This is a genomic window from Sulfitobacter sp. EE-36 (assembly GCF_000152605.1).
GTDB classification, from domain to species: domain Bacteria; phylum Pseudomonadota; class Alphaproteobacteria; order Rhodobacterales; family Rhodobacteraceae; genus Sulfitobacter; species Sulfitobacter pontiacus.
Window position 1 is genome coordinate 2,733,650 of sequence record NZ_CH959310.1, and the last position, 21,644, is coordinate 2,755,293.

A 21,644-nucleotide genomic window follows, 5' to 3' on the forward strand; every position below is an offset into this window, starting at 1 on the left:
GACCTTGGCGGGCATACGGTCAAAACAAATCCCATGACAACAGCCACCCTCTCTATCGACCTCAATGCGATTGCCGCCAATTGGCAGGCGCTGAACAAAATGACCGGCTGCGACACCGGTGCCGTGATCAAGGCGAATGCCTATGGTCTGGGCGTTGACCGCGTGGCCCCGGTTCTCGCCGCCCAAGGCGCGCGCAAGTTCTTTGTCGCTGTCGCGGAAGAGGGCGTGGCCCTGCGTCGCGTGTTGGGGCCCGGCCCAGCGATCAACGTCTTTGCGGGGCATATGCCCGGTGACGCCGATATGATCCGGAGCGCGGCCCTGACGCCGATGATCAATTCGGTCGACCAGATGATCGCCCATGTCGAAGCCCTGCCCGGCCATCGTTTCGGGGTGCAGCTGAACAGCGGCATGAACCGCCTTGGCATGGACCCCGCGGAATGGGCCGCGCTGCGCGACATCGCCCTGGCGCAGAACCCGACCTTGATCATGTCGCATCTGGCCTGCGCGGATGAACCGAACCACCCGATGAATGCCCGCCAGCTCAAGACCTTCCGCGAAATGACGGATGGGTTGAACGTGCCACGATCCTTGGCCGCGACGGGGGGGATCATGCTTGGCCGTGACTACCACTTTGACCTGACCCGCCCGGGCATCGGGGTCTACGGCGGATTGCCCTTCGCCGATGCGATGCCGGTGGTGACGCTGGATGTGCCTGTCATTCAGGTGCGCGAAGTCGCGACGGGCCAGCCCGTCGGCTATGGCTGCGCCTGGACGGCACCCCGCCCGACATTGGTCGCCACGGTTGCTGCCGGTTATGCCGACGGGTTGATCCGCGCCTTGGGCAACGGGGCCACTTTCACCCACGAGGGGCGCAAACTGCCCGTTGTTGGCCGTGTCTCTATGGATCTGATCACCGTCGATGTGACCAGCCTGACAGAGGTGCCAGAGCATTTGCAGCTGATCGGGAACTATCAGTCTGTTGATACGGTCGCCGGGTTTGCGGGCACCATCGGCTACGAGGTGCTGACCGCGCTTGGCGCGCGCTATGACCGGGTCTATGTGGAGTGATGGGGCACGCCTCCGCGCAGATCGCTTTGATATGCTGCTGCGCGTCGCAAACCTGTCTCTGCTGATCCTCTACCCTGTTGCATGGGCCGCGCCTTTATTGCGGGCGGGCGTGCTGCCACTGTTCGGGCTCACCGAAATCTCTGTCCTGAGCGGGCTGAAATCCCTATGGGACACCGACCTGTTTCTGGCGCTGATCGTCGCGATTTTTGCCCTTGTCGCGCCTTATGTAAAGACAGTCGGCTTGACGCTGGTTCAGTTCCGCCTGATCGGCCCACGCGCCCTGCCCGTCTTGCAGGCAATCGGCAAACTGGCGATGGCGGATGTGTTTCTGATCGCGCTCTATGTGACCCTGTCAAAGGGAATCGGGATCGGGCGGATCGAGACGGCTTGGGGGCTATACCTGTTCACAGGCTGCATCCTCGCGTCGCTGTGTATCGGGCACCGCGCGCAGAAAATCGCCTAGGCAAGCTGGTGTTTTCTACACTACTAGCCCACTCGCACAGGTAGAATTATTTGGAATTTCCCAAGTAAATTCGATTCATTTACGGAAAATTCAAGATTTTCTTCGCCTTTTGCCAACATCGGCATATTCTTGCTTACAACAGCAACTCAAGCACAAGGTGAGACAGATGAACGCGTTGACGGCACTTATTCAGTATCTTTTTCAAAGACTCGCATTCGCGGTTTTCGCTGTTGCCGCCGTGGCGATCACCGTCTGTACCGCTATGGCCGCGCTTGGCCAATGGGCCTGGATTGAACTACCGCTCAACTATGACGGGCAACCCGTTGAGAATGCAGGGATGTATGCGCAGATCGGCCTGACCATTCTGGCCGTGGGCATCTGCTTTTTCATCCCCACCAACCGCCGCATCATGCAGCTTGAGACATCGCACCGCAAATTTGCGCTGAACATGGATGACATCACCCGCGCCTACGGGGCGGTGCATGCAGCGGATCGCGGCGACGTTTTTCACATGTCCTCCGAATTCGACTCGGTCCGCGAACGGCTGGCTTATCTGCGCGATCACCCTGATCTCAGCACGCTTGAACCCGCCCTTCTGGAAGTCGCCGCGCAGATGAGCCACATCTCGAAAGAGCTGGCGACCGTCTATGCCGACGAGAAAATCGAACGCGCGCGCAATTTCCTCAAGCAGCGTCAGGAGGAAGTGAACCTGTTCAACAGCCGTCTGGATCAGGCCAAAGGCATCACGTCCGAAATGAAGCACTGGCTGCACGAGGTCGAGCTGGAAGAAAGCGTGGCCGCGGCACAGCTGGAACGCCTGCGCGCCGAAATGCGCGAGATCATGCCCGAACTGGGAATCGAACGTACCGTATCGGCGGATGAAATGGCCCGCGATTCACGCGTGGTAGAGCTGCCGCCCAAAGCAGCAGAGTAACCCCGCGTGGGCGCCAAGGTTTTGCTTTGACGTTTCCCCTTTGTTCGGCCAGAAAGACGCATGGCTAAATCTCCCGTTACATTTTCATGCACGGCTTGCGGTGCGACCTATAACAAATGGTCCGGGCGCTGTGATGCCTGCGGCGAATGGAATACGATCCAGCAGGACAAGGGCATTTCATCCGGCCCGCCCAGCAAATCGCTTGGCACCCGCCGCGGTGCGGCGATGGTGTTGACCGACCTCACCACCAAGGACACGCCCCCGCCCCGCAGCCAATCCGGCATTGCCGAGCTGGATCGCGTTTTGGGCGGCGGGCTGGTACCGTCCTCTGCCATTCTGGTGGGCGGCGATCCGGGCATCGGGAAATCCACCCTTTTGCTGCAAGCAGCGGCCCATTTTGCTCGCAGCGGTTTGAAAACAATCTACGTCAGCGGAGAGGAAGCCTCGGCGCAGGTCCGTATGCGGGCGCAGCGTTTGGGGCTGTCCGACGCCTCGGTGCAGTTGGCCGCCGAAACCAATCTGCGCGATATCCTGACCACACTTGAAGAGGTGAAGCCCGATCTGGTCATCATCGATTCGATTCAGACCATGTGGGCCGATAACGTCGATTCCGCCCCCGGGTCCGTCAGTCAGGTCCGCGCCGCCGCGCACGAGCTGACAAGCTTTGCCAAACGGCGCGGCGTTTCCGTGATTCTTGTGGGGCATGTCACCAAGGACGGGCAGATCGCGGGGCCGCGCGTGGTCGAGCATATGGTCGATACCGTGCTGTATTTCGAGGGCGAGCGCGGCCACCAGTTCCGCATCTTGCGCGCGGTCAAGAACCGCTTTGGCCCCGCCGACGAGATCGGCGTGTTCGAGATGACCGGCGAAGGGCTGGCAGAGGTCACCAACCCCTCTGCCCTGTTTCTCTCCGAACGCGGCACGCCCGCCGCGGGGTCAGTGGTTTTCGCAGGTATCGAAGGCACCCGCCCTGTTTTATGCGAGCTTCAGGCGCTTGTGGCCCCGTCGCCTCATTCGCAGGCGCGGCGTACGGTTGTGGGCTGGGACGGGGGACGGCTTGCGATGATCCTCGCCGTGCTAGAGGCCCGTTGCGGCATCCCCTTTGCGGGGCTTGATGTTTACCTCAACGTGGCAGGCGGCATGAAAATCTCGGAGCCTGCGGCGGATTTGGCGGTCGCGGCCGCGTTGCTCAGCGCGCGCGAAGACGTGGCTTTGCCCGCGGAAACCGTTGTTTTCGGCGAAATCAGCCTGTCCGGTGCGCTACGCCCCGCCAGTCAGACCGAAAACAGGTTGAAAGAAGCGCAAAAACTTGGTTTTACCAGCGCCATCGCGCCCGCGGGCGGAAAACCGGTGGGCAAGAACGGCATAACGCTTAACACCATGAGCGATCTCACCGGATTTGTAGGCGAAATATTCGGGGCTGGCTAACCGCCCCTTCAAGGAAGGCAAGACGACCATGGAAGGTTTTACCATCATTGACGGGGTTGTGGCGCTTGTCATCGTTCTGTCGGCTTTGCTGGCTTATGGCCGCGGGCTTGTACGCGAATTTATGGCGATCGTGGGCTGGATTGCCGCCGCGATCCTTGCGTTTCTCTTCGCGCCGCAGGTTGAACCGCTGGTGTCAGAGATCCCTGTTGTGGGCGAATTCCTTGCCGACAGTTGTGAACTATCGATCATCGGGGCCTTTGCCATCGTCTTTGCCATTGCGCTGATTGTGGTCTCGCTGTTCACCCCGTTGTTTTCGTCGCTGGTGCAGCGCTCTGTTCTGGGTGGTCTGGATCAGGGGCTCGGGTTCCTTTTCGGCGTAGCGCGCGGCATCCTCTTGGTCGCCATCGCCTTCTTTGTCTATGACACCGTGATCACCGGCCAGACCTTCACCATGGTGGACGAAAGCCGGTCGGCACAGGTCTTCGGGCGCTTTACCGGCCAGATCGAAGAGCAGAACCCGGAAGCCGCATTGGGCTGGATCACCACCCGCTACGAGGCTTTGGTTGGTGCTTGCGGTGCCTAATCGCCGCTGACGCTGCCAAAAGTTAAACACGCGCCCCCGTTTTCGGGGGCGTTTGCGTTTCTGCCATATGTTGCATCGCAGCATATGCAGGGGCAAAATGTAACGGCGGGGTGACAAGGCCCGCCCAAAGTCCTACATAGCCCCTATCCCTTCATCGGATTCGGAGTTGCCCCGTTGTCCAAGATCATGCCCCCCGCGCACCCGTTTGATTCCTCCTATCTGCGTGATGCAGATGACGGGGATAAACTCAAAGAAGAATGCGGGGTGTTCGGCGTGATCGGCGTTGCAGACGCCTCGAACTTTGTGGCCCTCGGCCTGCACGCGTTGCAGCACCGTGGTCAGGAAGCCGGCGGGATCGTCAGCTATGATCCCGCTGCCGGTTTCCAGTCCGCCCGCCGCTTCGGCTATGTGCGCGACAACTTCACCTCGCAAAAGGTGATGGAGACGCTGCCCGGCGAACTGTCTATCGGGCATGTGCGCTATTCGACCTCTGGTCACAAAGGCCCGACAGCGATCCGCGATGTGCAGCCCTTCTTTGGCGAATTCGCCATGGGCGGTGCCGCGATTGCCCATAATGGCAATATCACCAACGCCAACGCCCTGCGCCGCGAGCTGATTGAACGCGGGTCGATCTTCCAGTCCTCGTCGGACAGCGAATGTATCATCCACCTGATGGCGCGGTCCCTGCAACGTAACATTCCCGAACGCATGGAAGACGCGCTGCGCCGCGTCGAAGGCGCGTTTTCGGTCGTGGCGATGACCCGCACCAAGCTGATCGGCGTGCGCGATCCTTTGGGCGTGCGCCCGCTGGTTCTGGGAAAGCTTGGCGACGGATGGGCTCTCAGCTCCGAGACCTGCGCGCTGGACATCATCGGTGCCGAATTCGTCCGCGAGATCGAGCCCGGCGAGATGGTCGTGATCACCCCTTCGGGCGTCGAAAGCCATTTCCCCTTCCGCCGTGTCGCATCGCGTTTCTGTATCTTTGAACACGTCTATTTCAGCCGCCCCGACAGCATCCTTGGCGGTCGTTCGGTCTATGAAACCCGCGAAGCCATCGGGCGCGAGCTGGCAAAGGAATCGCCGGTAGAGGCGGATCTTGTCTGCCCCGTCCCCGACAGCGGCACGCCTGCGGCCATCGGTTTCAGCCTCGAATCGGGTATTCCCTATGCGATGGGGATTATCCGCAACCAGTACATGGGCCGGACCTTCATCGAACCGACCGAGCAGATCCGCAACATGGGCGTGAGGCTAAAGCTCAACGTGAACCGCGCGCTGATCAAGGGCAAGCGGGTCATCCTTGTCGACGATTCGGTTGTGCGTGGCACCACCAGCCGTAAGATCAAAGAGATGATCCTTGATGCTGGCGCGAAAGAGGTCCACTTCCGCATTGCTTCGCCCCCCACCGCGTGGCCCTGTTTCTACGGTGTGGACACGCCGCAACGTGAAAAGCTGCTGGCGGCCACCATGTCCGAAGAGGAAATGCGCGAGCATTTGCAAGTGGATAGCCTCAAGTTCATTTCGCTCGACGGGCTTTACCGCGCCGTGGGCGAGGCAGAGGGCCGCAACAACAAGTGCCCTCAATATTGCGATGCCTGCTTCTCGGGCGATTACCCCGTCACCCCTGCCGACCAGATCAACCAAGGGTTCGAGATGAAGCCAGCCGCCGAATAAAGCCGCCGCTTCGCGACAAGTTCCGCAAGGGCGGGCGCAGGGTTCAACCCCTCGCCCGCCCTTTTGCTATTTCGCACCCCCGTGCCGCTGGCAAAGCTTTGCCGACGTGCAAGCCAGTCTTTGCCAGCTTCCCCCGCGCCCTCTTTCGGCTGTCAGGCAGCTTTGTTAGCCCCTCGGTCTAACCATTCTTTGCCCCCCTAAGCGCAGCAAGAGGCACCCATGTCGACTGACGAAAAAGGCACTCCGACCCCGCAGAAAACACTTAATCTGGCAACGCAGCAGGCGTCCCTGCCCAAGCTCGCCCTGATTGGGACCTTCGGCAGCCTGACCGACCCCGGCGCGTTGATCCGCGATGGCCGCGGACGCATCCACCGCGTGACATTGAACGACAAGATCAGCGACGGCATCGTCGCCGCCATTGGCGACGACAGCGTGGTTCTGGCGCAGCGCGGGCGCACGGTGACGCTCAAACTTCCTAAAGGGTGAAACGCCCCGCGACATGACCCCGGGTGCCGCGCCCCTCTTGACGGGGGGCGGAGGCTCAGGCAAAGCCACCCCATGACAAAAACAGCTCTTATCACTGGCGCGTCCCGCGGTCTTGGTGCCGCCCTGGCCGAAGCACTTTGCGACACGCATCACATCATTGCAGTCGCCAAAACCACCGGTGCCCTGGAAGAGCTGGACGACCGCATCCAGTCCCGCGGCGGCAGCGCGACCTTGGCCCCGATGGACATCACCAATGCCGATGCGATGGCGACCCTGTGCCGTGGCATCTATGACCGCTGGGGCAGCCTTGATCTGTGGCTGCACACCGCTGTCCATGCCGCCCCCTTGGCCCCGACCGATCACATCGACGCCAAAGACATGGCCAAATCTGTCGCCTGTAACGTCACCGCCACGTCTACCCTGATCACCTATGTGGCACCGCTGCTGGGGCAATCGGGTCAGGCCGTGTTCTTTGACGATCCGGTTGTGGCGACCAAATTCTTTGGCAGCTACGGGGCCACCAAGGCCGCACAGATCGCGCTGGCCAAAAGCTGGCAGTCCGAAGCCGTGGCAATCGGCCCGCGCGTCCACATCATGACCCCCGCCCCCATGCCAACCGCGACACGCGCGCGTTTCCACCCCGGTGAAGACCGCGAGGCGCTGAACACGCCACAGTCGCAAGCCGCTGAAATTCTGGCGCAACTGGCTGTTTCCCAGCTTTAAAACATGATGCGGTGAAGGCTCCTGCCTTGCCGCGCCGCGCCCCGTCGCCTATCAAGGCGCAAAGGGGAATTTATGCGCATTCTGATCACCAACGACGACGGTATTCACGCTCCGGGTCTGAAGACCCTGCAGGGCATTGCCACTGACCTGGCCGGACCCGATGGCGAGGTCTGGATCGTGGCCCCCGCCTATGAACAATCCGGCGTCGGGCATTGCATCAGCTACACCAAGCCGATGATGGTCGAAAAGGTCAGCGACCGGCGCTTTTCAGTCGAGGGCAGCCCGGCCGATTGTGTGATGGCGGCACTGCATGACTGTATGCTGGATGCCCGCCCTGATCTGGTGCTGTCGGGTGTGAACCGCGGCAACAACGCGGCTGAAAACACGCTCTATTCCGGCACGATCGGTGGCGCGATGGAGGCGGCGCTGCAAGGCATCCCCGCCGTGGCGCTGTCGCAATATTACGGCCCTGCCAACCGCGATCTGGATGACCCGTTCGAGGCCGCCGCCGGCCACGGGGCCGATGTGATCCGCCGTATTCTGGATGCGACACCGGCGCATGGGGATGGCTACCGTCTGTTCTATAACGTGAATTTCCCGCCCGTCGCAGCGGCAGAGGTTCAGGGCATCCGTTTGGCCCCCCAAGGAATGCGCCGCGATACCAGCTTTTCCACGATCCCGCAGTTGTCGCCCTCGGGGCGTCGGTTCTTGTGGATCAAGGGCGCGGACCAGCAGATCCCGACGGACGACGGCACCGACGCCGCGCTGAACCTTGACGGCTATATCTCGGTCACGCCCATGCGCGCCGACCTCACCGCTCATGATACATTTGACGCGCTAAAAGCCATCAATACATGAACGACGAAGAAGACATCACAGACGCGACACGCAAGATGCAATTTCTTTACGCACTCCGTTCCAAGGGCGTCACCGATGCCCGTGTCCTGAACGCGATGGAGCAGATCGACCGTGGTCCCTTCATCCGCGGCCTTTTCGCGTCCCGCGCCTACGAGGACATGCCCCTGCCGATCGCCTGCGGTCAGACCATCAGCCAGCCTTCGGTTGTGGCGCTGATGACGCAGGCGCTGGATGTGTCATCGCGTGACAAAGTGCTCGAGGTGGGGACCGGATCAGGCTATCAGGCCGCAATCCTCAGCAAACTGGCGCGGCGCGTCTATACCATCGACCGCCACCGCAGGCTGGTGGTAGAGGCTCGCCAGATCTTCGAGGATCTGGCCCTGTCCAACATCACGGCGATCATTGGCGACGGCAGCTTTGGCCTGCCCGAACAGGCCCCCTTTGACCGGATCATCGTGACCGCCGCCGCCGAAGACCCCCCCGGCCCGCTTCTGGCTCAGCTCAAGGTGGGCGGCATCATGGTCGTGCCTGTTGGCCAGTCGGACACGGTTCAACACCTCATACGTGTACGCAAAACCGAGACCGGGCTGGAATATGACGAGCTGCGCAAGGTCCGCTTTGTTCCCTTGCTTGAAGGGCTGGGAAAAGACGGCTAAATGCAGTATAGCAAGGGGAACTCCGCCCGAACGGGGACCCCAAGGCGCTGACGGCACCGAAGACGAGGACGAGCAGATGACCCAACCAAACGTGACCCGTACCCTCAGGCTGACGGTACTGGCGGGCAGCTCTGCGCTTTTGCTCGCCGCTTGTGAACAGCCCCTTGATATGGATTTGCGCGGCGGCTTTGGCGACGGTTTCACCACCGCCCACGCAGCCACCGGCCCGCTGGATGAACGCCCCGCACCGGACAACCGCGGTGTGATTTCCTACCCCAACTATCAGGTGGCTGTGGCGCGGCGTGGCGATACGCTGTCTGACGTGGCCACCCGCGTGGGTGCCGATGTGGGCAGCCTGTCGCGCTATAATGGCATCGACCCCACTGTCCCCCTCCGCAAGGGAGAGATCATCGCCCTACCGACCCGCGTCGCCGAACCCTCGCCCGCGACTGGCGCGTCGGGCACAGGTCCGATCACCACCGCTGCGGTCGACATCCAGACCATCGCAGGCGGCGCGATCAACCGGGCGCCCGCCACCCCCGGCGTGCAGACCACCACCCTGCCCTCGGCGCAGACCACCACCCGCGAGAACCCCGCGAAACAGACCGGGATCGAGCCTGTGCGCCACAAGGTGGAACGTGGGGAAACCGCCTATACCATCGCGCGTCTCTATGCCGTGCCGGTTGAAACGCTGGCCGAATGGAACGGGCTTGGCGCTGATTTCTCTGTCCGCGAAGGGCAGTTCCTGCTGATCCCCGTGGCGCAGCAGGCCGCCCCGAAACGCAGCGCTGCGGTGCCAGCCGCCGCGACGGCCACCGCGCCGACAACGACCAGCTTGCCCGGCACCGGATCGCCAACGCCGACCCCGCCAAGCGCCGCGAAACCGCTACCGCCCGTGGACGAGAAGCCCGCCGCGCCAAAGCCCGAACCCGCCGCAGCCAAGCCTGTCGCCGATGTGGGCAAGACGACGCAACCCGCCTCTTCGGGCCGCATGTCGCCCCCCGTACAAGGCAGCATCATCCGCGCCTATTCCAAGGGCAAGAACGAGGGCATCAACATCAAGGGCACACCGGGTGCTGCGGTCAAAGCCGCCGATAGCGGCACCGTCGCCGCGATCACCAAAAGCGCCGAGGGCGTGCCGATTGTCGTGATCCGCCACCCTGACAACCTGCTGACCGTATATGCCAATGTCGCCAATGTGTCGGTCGCCAAAGGGGATAGCGTCTCTAAAGGGGCGAGCATCGCCAAGCTGCGCCCGGGCGATGATTCATTCGTACATTTCGAGGTGCGCAAAGGCTTTGATAGCGTCGATCCGACGCCCTACCTGAACTAAGCCAACTGCAAAACGGAACAGCTTCAACACGCGGCCCCTTTTCGGGGCCGCTTGCTTTTGTGCAGGCCGCTTATCGCTTACAGCGCGACGCCGCGCCGCCCTGCCAGATCAACGAAGTACTGCCACGCCACACGGCCCGACCGCGCCCCACGGGTCGCTTGCCATTCGATCGCCTCGGCGTGCAGGGTCTTGGCGTCAATCTCGACCCCATAGGCCTCGCAATAACCGCGGATCATATCCAGATACTGTTTCTGGTCGCAGGGATGGAAGCCCAGCCACAGCCCGAACCGATCCGACAGCGATACTTTCTCTTCCACCGCCTCGGCAGGGTTGATGGCAGAGCCACGTTCGTTCTCGATCATGTCACGGGGCATCAGATGCCGCCGGTTCGACGTGGCATAAAGCACGACATTCTCTGGCCGCCCCTCGATCCCGCCATCCAGCACCGCCTTCAGCGACTTGTAATGCGCGTCATCATGACCAAAGCTCAGATCATCACAATAAAGAATAAACCGTTGCCGCGCACCGCGCAGCAGGCTCAGCAGACGGCCCACGGATGGCAGGTCTTCGCGTTGCAGTTCCACGATGCGCAAACGGTCGTGCGTCTCGCGGACATGGGCGTGCACGGCTTTCACAAGGCTCGACTTGCCCATCCCCCGCGCGCCCCACAGCAGGGCGTTGTTGGCGGGCAGACCGGCGGCGAATTGCATCGTGTTGGCCAGCAACGTGTCGCGCGCACGATCCACCCCAACCAGCAGCGACAGATCAACCTTGCTGACCGTTTCGACCGGTGCCAGATGGTCCGGCCCTGTCTGCCAGACAAAGGCCCCCGCTACATCAAAATCCGGGGTTTTCAGCGGCGGAGGAGACATCCTCTCCAACGCCGCTGCAATACGGTCCATCGGGTCACGGTTCACTTCAGGTCGTCCTCATCCTCTTCGAACTCTGCGAGGATCGGGTCATCATACTCGTCGTCATAATATCCGTCTGCGCGCAGCTGCTCTTCTCGTTTGCGTTCAACCCGCCCTACAAGAAAGATAGAGATTTCGTAAAGCCCGTAGACCACAACAAACAGGATCCCTTGGGTGATCACATCCGGCGGCGTGACAAGTGCGGCCAGCACCAGAATACCAACCACCGCATATTTGCGCACGTTGCCAAGCCCTTCGGCGCTGACCAATCCGGCCTTACCCATCAGGGTCAGCAATACGGGCAGCTGAAAGCACAGGCCAAAGGCCACGATGAACTTGATCGTCAGGCTCAGATACTCCTGAGCCGACCCCTGGAACGCGATGGCCGCGATCCCGCCTGCGTTATCCGTCCCTTCGCCGACAAGCGTGCCCGCCTGCTGGAACCCGAGGAAGAAATCGAAAGCCAGCGGCGTCACGACATAAAAGGCAAAGGACGCGCCCAAAAAGAACATCAGCGGGCTCGAGATCAGGAAGGGCAGAAACGCGCCCTTCTCGTTCTTGTAAAGCCCCGGTGCCACGAAGCGCCACAGCTGGTAGCTGATATAGGGGAAGCCCAGCACCAGCCCGCCCAGCAAAGAGATAGAGATGGCGACGAAAAAGCCCTCTTGCAGCTTGATCAGGATCAACCCGCAGTCTTCCTGCCCGCGCTCGGCCATAGCCGAACACAAAGGATTTGTCAGGAAGTTAAAGATCGGATTCCAAACGGTAAAACAGATCACCATGCCGATGATAAAGGCGATCACCGAATGGATCAGCCGCGTGCGCAGCTCGGCCAGATGCTCGATCAGCGGGGCGGCGCTGTCGTCAATATCGTCTGATGCACTCATGTGTCACTCTTTTTGGCCGCTGGCGCTTTGGGCGCGGCTTTCTTGGCCACAGGTTTCGCTGCGGCAGGTTTCTTGGCGGCAGGCTTCTTCGCGGGCGTGGCTTTGGCTGGCGTTTTGGCGGCAGCTGCCTTCTTGGCTGGCGCTTTCTTGGCAGGAGCTTTCGCCGCCGGCTTCTCGATCTGCGGCGCGGCGGCGGGTGTCGCGAGTTTCGCTTCTGCCGCATCGGCCTGTGCCAGCGCTTCGGCAGCTTCACGCTGCTTGCGCTCGGCACCGGCACGGGCGGTGGCCGCCTGGATCTTCTTGACATCCTCGGCCCGCTGCGAAGCCAGTTTGCCCGTCTCGCTTTCGGGGTCGAATTTGGACAGGGATTTGGTCGCTGACTTCACTTCGTCCATCGCCGATCCCAGCGGGTTCGTCGCGGTTTTCAACGTCTTGTTCAAACTGGACGACATTTCGCGCATGCCCGTGTCATCGGCGGCATCATTCATCGCATTGCTGAACTCGCGCGCCATCCCCTTGGCCTTGCCCACAAACTGGCCGACCTTGCGAAACAGCACGGGCAGGTCCTTGGGACCCACCACAATCAGCGCGACAACGCCAACGACCAACAGCTCTGACCACCCCATATCAAACATGAGAGATTACACCCGGTCCTTGTCGGTCTTCGTGTCGGTGACAACAACGGTGTCATCGCTCAGCTCGGCAGTGTCCTTGTCGCCGTTTTTCACGTCATCTTCGCCTTCGCTGATGCCTTTCTTAAAGCTGGTGATACCCTTGCCGACTTCGCCCATCAGGCTGGAAATCTTGCCGCGCCCGAACAGGACCAGCACCACAACTGCAATCAGCAAAAGACCCGGAAGGCCGATATTGTTCAACATAGTCTCAACTCCATAATCCGAATGTGAGGCAGAGGGACTGCCCCCGCCGGTAAACTCTGTCCCTTTTTAGGCCCCTGCTCTGGCAGCTTGAAGGGCCAAAGCGTTTCCCCCGCCGCGCGGCCCCGCAAAATTTACGCCCTCCGACGACCGCCCCAACACTCCTGACAGTTTTTTGACAGTTGCCTTGCACCCTGCCCCCCTGGGTGGCACATAGAAACCATGCGCCGCAGCGATCGATTATTTTCCCTGCTCTCCCTCTTGGGCGACCACCAGCTTCACCGGGCCGAGGATATGGCGCAGGCGGCGGGCGTGTCCTTGCGCACGCTCTACCGCGACATCGCGCGGCTGCAGGCGTCGGGCGTTGCGATCACCGGCACCCGTGGCGCAGGCTACCGGCTGACACCGGCGACGGTGCTGCCGCCGCTATCCCTCTCCCCCGAAGAGATAGAGGCATTGCAACTCGCCCTCGCCGTTGTGCTTGAAACAACCGACCCCGACCTACAGGCCGCCGCGACCTCTCTGGCGCAAAAGATCGACGCGGCCTTGCCCGAAACCGCACAGCCCGCAACGCAGGACTGGCAGCGCATTGAACACCCTTTCGCCAATGCCGCGCGGGGGTTGGGGCATCTGCCCGTGCTGCGCGCCGCAATCCGCGCGCGCCAGAAACTCAGGATCGTCTACAACGCCGACGATGGCTCGCTCGATACGCTGGTGCTCCACCCCTACAGGCTCAGCCATGCCGCCCGCAGTTGGAGCCTGTCAGGTTGGGATGAAACCAAAGGGCAAAACACCACCCTGCGGCTTGACCTGATCGAGGCAACACACCCGCTGCCCGCGCTATTCACCGCGCCGCCCGCCTTCCAAATGGATTAAATCCTCGCCGAAGGCATCCCGAGGTGCCACAGTGGCAGTCGCCAGCGGTCTACCCTGCCGCATGCACCGGAAAGACAAAACAACGATCGCGGCGCACGGTGAGCCACATGACGGCCCCGGGCTGCGGCAAAAAGACATTGGGCACGGTGGCGCGCAGGGTGCTGCCGTCATGGTCCATGACAAATTCCACGAGACTTTCATTCCCCATGAAACGCGCACGCGCAACAACGGCGCGGGCTGCGGTGCCGTCGGTCGAGGTTGGCAACGGCCCCTTGCCCGCTCGGTCAAAGTCGATGCGCAAATGCTGGGGCCGAAACACGATATCCACCTGCGTCCCATCCGGCACGCCGGGGGCCAGAAACCGGCCAAAGACCGTATGCGCCAGCGCCCCAGACACCTCGGCCCGCAGCACATTCGCGTCCGAGAAAAAAGCCACCGACGCGCGGTCGACGGGACGCGTGTACACGTTATAGGGGGCCCCCTGCTGCACAATCTTGCCATCGCGCATCAAGGCGATCTCGTCTGCCATGCGCATGGCTTCCTCGGGCTCGTGGGTGACCAGCAAGACGGCGGTACCTTCCTCTTTCAGGATGCCCAAAGTCTCGTCCCGGATGTCATCGCGCAGCCGGTTATCAAGACCCGAGAAGGGCTCGTCCATCAGCATGATCTTGGGCCGTGGGGCCAAGGCACGCGCCAGCGCCACGCGCTGTTGTTCGCCCCCTGACAGTTGATGGGGATAGCCGTCGATAAATCGCAGCAGGTCCACACGTTCAAGCAGTTCCTCGATACGGGCGCGGCGTTCGGCCTTGGTGCCGGTTTTCAAGCCAAAGCCCACGTTGTCGGCCACGCTAAGATGCGGAAACAGCGCGAAATCCTGAAACATCAACCCGATCTCGCGCCGTTCGGGGGGCACGCGGAAAACCGTGTCACAGATCAGCTTGCCGTCGACGTGGATCGTCCCGCTGTCCTGCATCTCGACGCCGGCGATCATCCGCAGGGTGGTCGACTTGCCACAGCCCGATGGCCCCAGCAGGCAGGTCACCTGCCCCGGCATGATTTTCAGGCTGACATCATCCACGACGGCCCGCCCGCCATAGGCGCGCTGCAGGTTCTTGATTTCCAGTCTCGGGTGCACGTCAGTCACTTCAGTCATGGGCGCGGTCTAATCCGATCAATTCGCTCGGGATCGACCGCTATCAGCCCCGCCGCGCGCCCGCAAGCACCGCCGCGAAGCCTGCGACCAGAACGACCACACAAATCACCATAAGCTGTTCGTATTTATGCCCCTCTGGCAGCACCGCGGCAAAGGCGGGCCACGCACGGGCAAAATAGGCAAAGGCCCCGATCATCGCCGCCCCGAAGGCCGCCAGATAGGCCCATAGGTCGATCTGCCGTTGCATCACCAGCCCGACCACCAGCACCGGCGTCAGGAACATCGACGCGGTACCCGACACGGCCACCGCATCAAACAGCGTCGCATTGCCCCAGAGGGTCAGCACCGTGCCCGCGGCCATAAAGCCCAGCATCACGATCCGCCCGCCGTACAGGCTACGCGGTGCGAGCTTCAGCTCTTCAACCACCAGACGCGCGGCAGAAGAGAGCGCGGAATCCAGCGTGCTCAGCGCCGAGACCAGCAGCGAAATCATCAGCGCGACAAACACCCACGCAGGAAACATCGTGGCCCAGGTGCCGATCAGCTCGCCCTCGTAGGCCGCACCGACAAGGCTCGCCTGAATGCCGAAGAACCCGAAGCCGATGATACACAGGGTCGAGATCCAGAAGGCATGCAGAAAGGACTGGCGCGTCACCTCCGGGTCGGCGATAAACCCGCGGTCCATCATCACCGGATCATGCGCGGGGTAGGAAAACACTTGCAACAGCGCCACGGCCAGCAAGACCCAGCCGTTATAGGCCCCTGCGGTCCCCGGTGCCGTGACAACCGCCCCCAGATCAAAGCCGGGCGACACGACCAGCGCCACAAAGGCGACACCGAAAACCACGAGGAACACGACCATCTGCACCACATCGGTGCGCAGCGCAGCACTTAGCCCGCCCCAAGCGGAATAGCCCAGCCCCACAAGCGCGATGATCAGGATCGCAGGCGTGCCGCTGCCCGCCAGCACGGCGTTAAAGATCAGCCCCACCACCAGCAGATTGGCAAACACCTCGGACAAGAGCCGCAGCGCGATGACCAGATTATAGCAGGCATTGCCCGCCCCGCCAAAGCGCGCGCCCAGCCAATCCTGCACCGACATGGCACCGTTCTGGCGCAGACGCCCGACGATAAAGCCCCCGGTCAGGAAAGACCCGTAGTAGGCCGCATAGGCCAGCGTGCCCGCGATGCCGTAATAATATCCCAGGATCGCCGCGTTCATCAGGCTGCGCGCGAAAATCCATGTGGTGACCTGGCTGAGCACCAGCGTCCAAAGCCCCGGCGCACCGCCTTGGGCCGTCATCCCGCCAAAGAACCCCTCGACCGAGGCGCGGCGCGGTGCGGCCAGCAGACTTGCGGCGATGATGGCACCGAAGAGGACAAACAGAACAATGGGGGACATCCGGGAATACCTTTGAAAGGGACAGCAACGTCCATGGGTAGCCTAGCACAAACCGCCGCGCTATCTGTTGCGCGGCGGTCTGTCGTAAACGTGATGAAATATGTCAGACGGGCGCGCGCGCCGCGACGGCATCGCAGCGCCCGGCCCTCGCCCTTACATCGTGATATTGGTCGCCCCGCCGTCCAGCAGCAAGTTCTGCCCGACGATAAATCCCGCGTGTTGCGAGCACAGGAAAGCACAGGCCGCGCCGAATTCATGCCGCGTGCCATAGCGCCCTGCGGGAATCGTCGATGCGCGCTCGGTGCGGGCCTCTTCCAGCGTGATGCCCTTTTGTTTGACGACGCCGCCATCCAGTGCATCGGCGCGATCTGTGGCGTGGATGCCGGGCAGCAGGTTGTTGATCGTGACACCCTTGCCCGCGACCTGACGCGAGGTGCCCGCGACATAGCCGGTCAGACCGGTACGTGCCGAGTTGCTAAGCCCCAGAACGCCGATTGGCGCACGCACGGATTGCGAGGTGATGTTGACGACGCGGCCCCAGCCACGGTCCATCATCGCGGGCACCAGCGCCTTGATCATCGCGATGGGGGCCAGCATGTTCGCATCGAGCGCCTTGATGAAATCCTCGCGGTCCCAATCGCTCCACATGCCGGGGGGTGGGCCGCCTGCGTTATTGACCAGAATGTCGATCTGGCCCGCGGCCTCCAGCACCAGCTTCTGGCCTTCGTCCGTGGCGATATCGGCGGCGATGGTGGTGACCTCGACGCCATAGTCCTGACGGATGCGTTCGGCGGCTGTTTCCAGATCAGCGGCACCGCGTGCGTTCATCACCAGATCCACACCCGCTTCGGCCAGCGCCTCTGCGCAGCCCAGGCCGAGGCCCTTTGACGATGCGCAAACCAATGCGCGTTTTCCCTTGATTCCCAGATCCATAGCGATCTCTCCCGGTTAGTGTTCGCGCAAGTCGTAGCACTGTCTTCGCGGACAATGCCAGCAAAAGGCCAAAGGCTTGACCCGAATGGGACACAATCCTATGGCAAGGACACAAGAACCACCGGCAGTTGTGTGACTGCCGACCCCGATATCATTCATCTTTCGCGCGCAAAGGCCCGCCCCATGACCTCGCCCCGCCCTTCCCCTCCGCAAAGTGTCCCTGTCTTTCGTGCGACGCAATTCACGGCGACGGATGGTGCGAATATGGGCGACACGCTGTCTTTTGCCTCGGAGCTGCTGCTGGATGATGTGTACGAGCTGTCCTACGGGGCGGAACCAGTGCGCCTGTCGATCCAGACGGCACCGGATGGCAGCCTGTCGATCGCGCCCGATACGCAAACCGGCACCAGCGGGGCCGCCCTGCATCTGGATTGCGCACTGACCTTCATGTCGCCTGACGGGCAGATCAACGATGCGATCCTGCTGGTCGAAGTGGCCGATGACGGCCATGCCGAAGCGATCTATCTCATCCCGCTCAGCGCGCTGTCGTCCAAAGTGGAATACCGGCTGGTTGGCATCGACACCGAGACGATGCGCCAGAAGTTCGCGCAGGTGGCCTGTGTGTCCTTCACACGCGGCACGCACATTACCATGGCCACCGGTGAGCAGCGCCCGATCGAAGAACTCTGCGTCGGGGACAAGGTCCTGACCCGCGATGACGGTGTGCAGGCGATCCGCTGGATCGGGCAAAGCACCGTACGCGCGGTTGGCGAATTCGCCCCGATCTGCATCAACGCGGGCACATTGAACAACGACAATGACCTGATCGTCAGCCCCGATCACCGCCTGTTCATCTACCAGCGCGAAGACCGTCTGGGCGCCGGCCGGTCAGAGCTGCTGGTGAAGGTCCGCCATCTGGTCAACGGCGATACGGTACGGGTACAGGACGGCGGCTTTGTCGACTATTTCCAACTGCTGTTTGACGGGCACCAGATCATCTATGCCGAAGGCATCGCGGCGGAATCCATGCTGATCGACAGCCGTACCAAAGGTGTGCTGCCGCAAGAGCTGTCGGACGCCATGGGCGATGTCATCCCCGGCCATTCCGACCTGCCCCATGCGGGGCTGGATGTGTCGGAACCCCTGCTGGACCGCCCCGACGCAGCTGAACTGCTGCGCCGCGCCAGCATGCGCTGATCAGCCAAAGAATTCCTCGCGCACGATCTTGCCATTGGCCACGTGGTAGATGGCGACCTCTTTCATCTCCATCTCGGTGCCGCTTTCCTTTTCGCGCGCCGCAACATCAAAGAGGACAGCAAAACGGTCATCGCCATGGAGCATCGGGTCGCTGACATTCTGACGCGTCACCTCCATCGCGCTGTCCCACCACGCATGCTTGCCCTTGATGCCGTCAAGGCCCTGCGTCTCGCGCCCGTTTCCGTGGTCCATCCCTTCAACCGACACGGCGTCCTGGGCGTAAAGCCGATCAAGGTTCGCCACCTCGTGGCCCTCGCGGCAGCCTTTTACCAACGCATCTGCGATCTCTTTCAATTCCATTGTCACACCCTCTCTGGTTTCATCTGCCCCCATGATACCGCAGTTTCGCGCCTACCCCCAAGGAAATGCCAGCACCCGCCTGATCCAAGCAGACTTGCGCGTGTGTTCGGGCGTGGATATATGCCAATCCATGTTGGATACCCCCTCAAACCGCCCCGCTTTGCCTGCCGAAATCGCTCGGCGTCGCACCTTTGCGATCATTTCCCACCCCGATGCGGGGAAAACCACGCTGACAGAGAAATTCCTGCTGTTCGGCGGGGCGATCCAGATGGCCGGTCAGGTCCGCGCCAAAGGTGAAGCGCGGCGTACGCGCTCTGACTTTATGGCGATGGAGAAAGACCGCGGCATCTCTGTCTCGGCTTCGGCCATGTCGTTCGATTTCATGAACAAGGGCACGAATTTCCGCTTTAACCTTGTGGATACGCCCGGCCACTCTGACTTTTCCGAAGATACCTACCGCACGCTGACCGCCGTTGACGCGGCCGTGATGGTGATTGACGGCGCGAAGGGCGTGGAAAGCCAGACGCAAAAGCTGTTCGAGGTCTGCCGCATGCGCGACCTGCCGATCCTGACATTCTGTAACAAGATGGACCGCGAAAGCCGCGATGTCTTCGAGATCATCGACGAAATTCAGGAAAACCTTGCCATTGATGTGACCCCTGCAAGCTGGCCCATCGGCGTGGGCCGCGACTTTATCGGCTGCTACGACATCCTGCGCGACCGGCTTGAACTGATGGACCGTGCAGACCGGAACAAGGTCGCTGAGAGCATTGCGATCGAAGGGTTGGATGACCCGAAACTGGCCGAACACGTGCCCGCCGCCCTGCTTGAGAAACTGCGCGAAGACCTTGAGATGGTACGCGAGCTGATGCCGCCGCTGGATGCGGCGCTGATGGCCGAAGGGTCGCTGACACCGATCTGGTTCGGCTCTGCGATCAACAGCTTTGGCGTCAAGGAACTGATGGACGGCATCGCCACCTACGGCCCCGAACCGCAGATTCAATCGGCAGAGCCAAGACAGATTTTACCTGAAGAACCAAAGGTTTCCGGCTTTGTCTTCAAGGTTCAGGCGAACATGGACCCCAAGCACCGCGACCGCGTGGCCTTTGTCCGTCTGGCGTCGGGCCATTTTACCCGTGGCATGAAACTGACCCATGTGCGGTCCAAGAAAACCATGTCTGTCACCAACCCCGTGATGTTCCTTGCCGCCGACCGCGAGCTGGCCGAGGAAGCATGGGCCGGTGACATCATCGGCATTCCCAACCACGGGCAGCTGCGCATCGGTGACACCCTGACCGAGGGCGAGGCGATCCGCGTCAGTGGCATCCCGTCCTTCGCGCCAGAGCTGTTGCAGGGCGTGCGCGCGGGCGATCCGATGAAATCGAAACACCTTGAAAAAGCGCTGATGCAATTCGCCGAAGAAGGTGCGGCGAAGGTCTTTAAACCCGCCATCGGCTCGGGCTTTGTTGTGGGCGTCGTCGGGCAGCTACAGTTCGAAGTGCTCGCCAGCCGGATCGAGCTGGAATACGGGCTGCCGGTGCGGTTCGAACAATCGCAGTTCACCTCTGCTCGTTGGGTGAACGGTGACCGGCAAGCCGTTGATAAGTTTACAGAAGCCAACAAACAGCATATCGCCCATGACCACGATGGCGACATCGTTTACCTGACGCGGCTGCAATGGGATATCGACCGTGTGGACCGCGATTACCCCGATGTGCGCCTGACCGCGACCAAGGAAATGATGGTCTGACTTGGGCTTGCCAGCCCGACCGACGCACCGCAAACTGGCCCCATGACTGATGTGACATGGGGCATCGCCTCTACCATTCTGGCACCGACGCGCGACATATTGCAGTTCGCCGCCTATCATCTGGCGGCGGGCGCGCAGCGGCTTTACATCTATCTGGATGCGCCCAACGACGAGGCCTTTACCCATCTGGACGCCCATCCCAAGATCCGTGTCATCACCTGTGACGCGCGCTATTGGAAGCAGCGCAAACGCGACCGGCCAGACGCCCACCAGCAACGCCAGACGGCAAATGCGACCCATGCCTACAACCGCCGCCGCGAGGTGGACTGGCTGATCCACATGGACGCGGACGAGTATCTGGTCGCAGACCGCCCGATCGCTGACATTCTGGCCGATATCCCGCAAGCTGCGCCCGCCACCCGCATCCGCCCGATGGAGCAGCTTTCAGGCGATCCGACGGCGTTCAAGGGGTTCATCCCCGCCGGCCCCGACCGCGCGCGCATTGTGGCAGAGCTTTATCCGACCTATGGCGCTTATTTGAAGGGCGGGTTTCTCAGCCATCTTGCGGGCAAGGTATTTGTCCGCACGGGGCTGCCGAATATGCATCTGCGCATCCACAACGTCTTTCAAAAGGGCGAGATGCTGGAGTGTCGCGACGCTCCGCCCGACATCACGCTGGCCCATGCCCATGCGAAAACATGGGACGACTGGATCGCCGCTTACCGCTACCGCGTCACCAAGGGCAGCTACCGCCCCGAACTGCGCCCCAACCGCCCCTATGACCAAGGCGGTCTGTCGCTCAACGACCTTTTCTCGATGATAGAGAGTGAAAGCGGCGAGGACGGATTGCGCGCGTTTTTCGACGAAGTCTGCGCAGATACACCGGAATTGCGCAGCCGCCTGCGCGACCACGGGCTGCTACGCGAGGTTGATCTGGCGCTGCCCAACCAACTGGCAACACATTTCCCCCGTTTCACAGGGCTTTAGCGCATCCATTTGACGCGACGGGGAGTCTTTGTTAATGGGTGCAGAACATGTCGCGGAGAGCCTCCGCCCCTTGGGCCATGCGGGCCGACATGAATGCTGCCGCGGGCCAA

23 protein-coding genes are annotated in these 21,644 nt (G+C 61.7%); 15 read left to right on the forward strand and 8 right to left on the reverse strand.

Translation table 11 applies throughout. The annotated features are described in order from the left end of the window. Positions 1–33 precede the first annotated feature (33 nt). From alr to EE36_RS15860, 11 genes are all read left to right on the forward strand, one after another. Complete coding sequence (gene alr, locus EE36_RS15810) at positions 34–1,068, forward strand: alanine racemase (protein ID WP_005853900.1); 1,035 nt, start codon at positions 34–36, stop codon at positions 1,066–1,068. Further along, positions 1,058–1,531, forward strand: a complete 474-nt coding sequence (locus EE36_RS15815) for a paraquat-inducible protein A (RefSeq protein WP_005853902.1) — start codon at positions 1,058–1,060, stop codon at positions 1,529–1,531. The genes alr and EE36_RS15815 overlap by 11 nt, the downstream gene beginning before the upstream one ends. 166 nt (positions 1,532–1,697) lie before the next feature. Further along, positions 1,698–2,465 (forward strand): hypothetical protein, encoded by a 768-nt coding sequence (locus tag EE36_RS15820; RefSeq protein ID WP_005853904.1) that lies wholly within the window; start codon positions 1,698–1,700, stop codon positions 2,463–2,465. A gap of 60 nt (positions 2,466–2,525) precedes the next feature. Continuing rightward, positions 2,526–3,893 carry a DNA repair protein RadA gene (gene radA, locus EE36_RS15825; RefSeq protein ID WP_005853906.1) on the forward strand — a complete coding sequence of 456 codons (1,368 nt, stop codon included), beginning with the start codon at positions 2,526–2,528 and terminating at the stop codon, positions 3,891–3,893. A gap of 28 nt (positions 3,894–3,921) precedes the next feature. Further along, positions 3,922–4,476: a CvpA family protein gene (locus EE36_RS15830; protein WP_005853908.1), complete on the forward strand. Its 555-nt coding sequence runs from the start codon at positions 3,922–3,924 to the stop codon at positions 4,474–4,476. 186 nt (positions 4,477–4,662) lie between these two features. After that, on the forward strand, positions 4,663–6,147 hold the full coding sequence (gene purF / locus EE36_RS15835) for an amidophosphoribosyltransferase (RefSeq protein WP_037944446.1): 1,485 nt from the start codon (positions 4,663–4,665) through the stop codon (positions 6,145–6,147). Between the two features lie 219 nt (positions 6,148–6,366). Continuing rightward, a complete protein-coding gene (locus tag EE36_RS15840) occupies positions 6,367–6,633 on the forward strand; it encodes a hypothetical protein (RefSeq protein WP_005853915.1) in 267 nt (88 codons plus the stop codon). Positions 6,634–6,705: 72 nt separating this feature from the next. Further along, a complete protein-coding gene (locus tag EE36_RS15845) occupies positions 6,706–7,356 on the forward strand; it encodes an SDR family oxidoreductase (RefSeq protein ID WP_005853917.1) in 651 nt (216 codons plus the stop codon). A gap of 72 nt (positions 7,357–7,428) precedes the next feature. Then, a complete protein-coding gene (gene surE / locus EE36_RS15850; protein WP_005853919.1) occupies positions 7,429–8,214 on the forward strand; it encodes a 5'/3'-nucleotidase SurE in 786 nt (261 codons plus the stop codon). Beyond that, positions 8,211–8,870 (forward strand): protein-L-isoaspartate(D-aspartate) O-methyltransferase, encoded by a 660-nt coding sequence (locus EE36_RS15855; RefSeq protein ID WP_005853921.1) that lies wholly within the window; start codon positions 8,211–8,213, stop codon positions 8,868–8,870. The genes surE and EE36_RS15855 overlap by 4 nt, the downstream gene beginning before the upstream one ends. A gap of 76 nt (positions 8,871–8,946) precedes the next feature. After that, positions 8,947–10,203 (forward strand): LysM peptidoglycan-binding domain-containing protein, encoded by a 1,257-nt coding sequence (locus EE36_RS15860; RefSeq protein ID WP_005853923.1) that lies wholly within the window; start codon positions 8,947–8,949, stop codon positions 10,201–10,203. 77 nt (positions 10,204–10,280) lie between these two features. Here the strand turns inward: EE36_RS15860 and EE36_RS15865 are convergent, their stop codons facing one another. Genes EE36_RS15865 through EE36_RS15880 form a run of 4 tightly spaced genes read right to left on the reverse strand, consistent with a single transcriptional unit; the run spans position 10,281 to position 12,879 of the window. After that, the gene (locus tag EE36_RS15865; RefSeq protein ID WP_005853925.1) at positions 10,281–11,120 is read right to left on the reverse strand and encodes an ATP-binding protein; all 840 of its coding nucleotides are present in this window, start codon (positions 11,118–11,120) and stop codon (positions 10,281–10,283) included. After that, entirely contained in the window at positions 11,117–12,001 is an 885-nt protein-coding gene (tatC, locus tag EE36_RS15870; RefSeq protein WP_005853927.1) for a twin-arginine translocase subunit TatC, read from the reverse strand. The genes EE36_RS15865 and tatC overlap by 4 nt, the downstream gene beginning before the upstream one ends. Further along, positions 11,998–12,636: a Sec-independent protein translocase protein TatB gene (gene tatB / locus EE36_RS15875; RefSeq protein WP_005853928.1), complete on the reverse strand. Its 639-nt coding sequence runs from the start codon at positions 12,634–12,636 to the stop codon at positions 11,998–12,000. Before tatB ends, tatC begins: the two co-directional genes overlap by 4 nt. A gap of 6 nt (positions 12,637–12,642) precedes the next feature. Continuing rightward, positions 12,643–12,879, reverse strand: coding sequence for a twin-arginine translocase TatA/TatE family subunit (locus tag EE36_RS15880; RefSeq protein ID WP_005853930.1), 237 nt, complete (start codon positions 12,877–12,879; stop codon positions 12,643–12,645). A 219-nt stretch (positions 12,880–13,098) separates the two neighbouring features. On the opposite strand from EE36_RS15880, the gene EE36_RS15885 reads away from it, so the two are divergent. Then, positions 13,099–13,752, forward strand: a complete 654-nt coding sequence (locus tag EE36_RS15885; RefSeq protein WP_039912083.1) for a YafY family protein — start codon at positions 13,099–13,101, stop codon at positions 13,750–13,752. Positions 13,753–13,801: 49 nt separating this feature from the next. On the opposite strand, the gene EE36_RS15890 is transcribed toward EE36_RS15885, so the two are convergent. The 3 genes from EE36_RS15890 to EE36_RS15900 all read right to left on the reverse strand — a co-directional run bounded on the left by EE36_RS15890 (position 13,802) and on the right by EE36_RS15900 (position 17,240). Next, complete coding sequence (locus tag EE36_RS15890) at positions 13,802–14,905, reverse strand: ABC transporter ATP-binding protein (protein ID WP_005853933.1); 1,104 nt, start codon at positions 14,903–14,905, stop codon at positions 13,802–13,804. A 43-nt stretch (positions 14,906–14,948) separates the two neighbouring features. Continuing rightward, entirely contained in the window at positions 14,949–16,307 is a 1,359-nt protein-coding gene (locus tag EE36_RS15895; protein ID WP_005853935.1) for a hypothetical protein, read from the reverse strand. A gap of 153 nt (positions 16,308–16,460) precedes the next feature. Continuing rightward, the gene (locus tag EE36_RS15900) at positions 16,461–17,240 is read right to left on the reverse strand and encodes an SDR family oxidoreductase (RefSeq protein WP_005853937.1); all 780 of its coding nucleotides are present in this window, start codon (positions 17,238–17,240) and stop codon (positions 16,461–16,463) included. 183 nt (positions 17,241–17,423) lie between these two features. Between EE36_RS15900 and EE36_RS15905 the strand changes: the two genes are divergently transcribed. Further along, positions 17,424–18,437, forward strand: a complete 1,014-nt coding sequence (locus EE36_RS15905) for a Hint domain-containing protein (RefSeq protein ID WP_005853939.1) — start codon at positions 17,424–17,426, stop codon at positions 18,435–18,437. Here the strand turns inward: EE36_RS15905 and EE36_RS15910 are convergent, their stop codons facing one another. After that, positions 18,438–18,797 (reverse strand): nuclear transport factor 2 family protein, encoded by a 360-nt coding sequence (locus EE36_RS15910; RefSeq protein WP_005853941.1) that lies wholly within the window; start codon positions 18,795–18,797, stop codon positions 18,438–18,440. A gap of 130 nt (positions 18,798–18,927) precedes the next feature. Here EE36_RS15910 and EE36_RS15915 point away from each other — a divergent pair, with 130 nt between their 5' ends. Both EE36_RS15915 and EE36_RS15920 read left to right on the forward strand, forming a co-directional pair. Then, positions 18,928–20,547, forward strand: a complete 1,620-nt coding sequence (locus EE36_RS15915; RefSeq protein ID WP_005853943.1) for a peptide chain release factor 3 — start codon at positions 18,928–18,930, stop codon at positions 20,545–20,547. 42 nt (positions 20,548–20,589) lie between these two features. Beyond that, positions 20,590–21,534, forward strand: coding sequence for a glycosyltransferase family 2 protein (locus EE36_RS15920; RefSeq protein WP_005853945.1), 945 nt, complete (start codon positions 20,590–20,592; stop codon positions 21,532–21,534). The last annotated feature ends 110 nt before the right edge of the window (positions 21,535–21,644 follow it).

Excerpts from the sequence above, each read along its gene's own strand:
- EE36_RS15890 (WP_005853933.1), bottom strand. The coding sequence starts at position 14,905 with ATGACTGAAGTGACTGACGTGCACCCGAGACTGGAAATCAAGAACCTG.
- EE36_RS15905 (WP_005853939.1), top strand. The coding sequence starts at position 17,424 with ATGACCTCGCCCCGCCCTTCCCCTCCGCAAAGTGTCCCTGTCTTTCGT.
- EE36_RS15880 (WP_005853930.1), bottom strand. The coding sequence starts at position 12,879 with ATGTTGAACAATATCGGCCTTCCGGGTCTTTTGCTGATTGCAGTTGTG.
- EE36_RS15895 (WP_005853935.1), bottom strand. The coding sequence starts at position 16,307 with ATGTCCCCCATTGTTCTGTTTGTCCTCTTCGGTGCCATCATCGCCGCA.
- surE (WP_005853919.1), top strand. The coding sequence starts at position 7,429 with ATGCGCATTCTGATCACCAACGACGACGGTATTCACGCTCCGGGTCTG.
- EE36_RS15915 (WP_005853943.1), top strand. The coding sequence starts at position 18,928 with ATGTTGGATACCCCCTCAAACCGCCCCGCTTTGCCTGCCGAAATCGCT.
- EE36_RS15910 (WP_005853941.1), bottom strand. The coding sequence starts at position 18,797 with ATGGAATTGAAAGAGATCGCAGATGCGTTGGTAAAAGGCTGCCGCGAG.
- EE36_RS15920 (WP_005853945.1), top strand. The coding sequence starts at position 20,590 with ATGACTGATGTGACATGGGGCATCGCCTCTACCATTCTGGCACCGACG.
- purF (WP_037944446.1), top strand. The coding sequence starts at position 4,663 with ATGCCCCCCGCGCACCCGTTTGATTCCTCCTATCTGCGTGATGCAGAT.
- EE36_RS15845 (WP_005853917.1), top strand. The coding sequence starts at position 6,706 with ATGACAAAAACAGCTCTTATCACTGGCGCGTCCCGCGGTCTTGGTGCC.
- radA (WP_005853906.1), top strand. The coding sequence starts at position 2,526 with ATGGCTAAATCTCCCGTTACATTTTCATGCACGGCTTGCGGTGCGACC.
- EE36_RS15900 (WP_005853937.1), bottom strand. The coding sequence starts at position 17,240 with ATGGATCTGGGAATCAAGGGAAAACGCGCATTGGTTTGCGCATCGTCA.
- alr (WP_005853900.1), top strand. The coding sequence starts at position 34 with ATGACAACAGCCACCCTCTCTATCGACCTCAATGCGATTGCCGCCAAT.
- EE36_RS15840 (WP_005853915.1), top strand. The coding sequence starts at position 6,367 with ATGTCGACTGACGAAAAAGGCACTCCGACCCCGCAGAAAACACTTAAT.
- EE36_RS15855 (WP_005853921.1), top strand. The coding sequence starts at position 8,211 with ATGAACGACGAAGAAGACATCACAGACGCGACACGCAAGATGCAATTT.
- tatB (WP_005853928.1), bottom strand. The coding sequence starts at position 12,636 with ATGTTTGATATGGGGTGGTCAGAGCTGTTGGTCGTTGGCGTTGTCGCG.
- EE36_RS15830 (WP_005853908.1), top strand. The coding sequence starts at position 3,922 with ATGGAAGGTTTTACCATCATTGACGGGGTTGTGGCGCTTGTCATCGTT.
- EE36_RS15860 (WP_005853923.1), top strand. The coding sequence starts at position 8,947 with ATGACCCAACCAAACGTGACCCGTACCCTCAGGCTGACGGTACTGGCG.
- EE36_RS15885 (WP_039912083.1), top strand. The coding sequence starts at position 13,099 with ATGCGCCGCAGCGATCGATTATTTTCCCTGCTCTCCCTCTTGGGCGAC.
- tatC (WP_005853927.1), bottom strand. The coding sequence starts at position 12,001 with ATGAGTGCATCAGACGATATTGACGACAGCGCCGCCCCGCTGATCGAG.
- EE36_RS15815 (WP_005853902.1), top strand. The coding sequence starts at position 1,058 with ATGTGGAGTGATGGGGCACGCCTCCGCGCAGATCGCTTTGATATGCTG.
- EE36_RS15820 (WP_005853904.1), top strand. The coding sequence starts at position 1,698 with ATGAACGCGTTGACGGCACTTATTCAGTATCTTTTTCAAAGACTCGCA.